Below are 737 nucleotides of genomic sequence, written 5' to 3'. Positions count from 1 at the left end.
CACGTAGACTGTCCAGGACACGCGGATTATGTTAAAAACATGATCACTGGTGCTGCACAAATGGACGGCGGTATCCTAGTTGTTGCTGCGACTGACGGCCCTATGCCTCAAACTCGTGAGCACATCCTACTTGGTCGTCAAGTTGGTATCCCTTACATCATCGTATTCATGAACAAATGTGACATGGTAGATGACGAAGAGCTACTTGAGCTAGTTGAGATGGAAGTTCGTGAACTTCTTTCTGAATACGACTTCCCAGGTGATGACCTACCAGTTATCCAAGGTTCTGCACTTGGCGCACTAAACGGCGAGAAGCAGTGGGAAGACAAGATCGTTGAGCTTGCAGAAGCACTAGATTCTTACATTCCTGAGCCAGAGCGTGCAGTTGACCAACCGTTCCTACTACCAATTGAAGATGTATTCTCAATCCAAGGTCGTGGTACTGTTGTAACTGGTCGTATCGAGCGCGGTATCCTACGTGTAGGTGACGAAGTAGAAATCGTTGGTATCAAAGAGACTACTCTTACTACTTGTACTGGTGTTGAAATGTTCCGTAAACTGCTTGACGAAGGTCGTGCAGGTGAGAACGTTGGTGCACTTCTACGTGGTACTAAGCGTGATGACGTTGAACGTGGTCAAGTACTTTCTGCGAAAGGTTCTATCAACCCACACACTAAGTTTGAGTCTGAAGTATACGTACTTTCTAAAGACGAAGGCGGCCGTCACACTCCTTTCTT

General features: G+C 46.7%; 1 protein-coding gene. It reads left to right on the top strand.

All coding sequences use genetic code 11. The features are described 5' to 3' along the window. Positions 1-737, top strand: a 737-nt coding sequence (locus MSG36_RS23795; RefSeq protein ID WP_248369920.1) for an elongation factor Tu, incomplete at both ends; no start/stop codon positions are given.

The sequence above is a fragment of the Vibrio sp. 1CM8B genome (genome assembly GCF_023161685.1).
Lineage (GTDB): Bacteria > Pseudomonadota > Gammaproteobacteria > Enterobacterales > Vibrionaceae > Vibrio > Vibrio coralliirubri.
The sequence above is the reverse complement of the archived record's forward strand: the minus strand, read 5'-3'. Positions and strand labels throughout refer to the sequence as shown.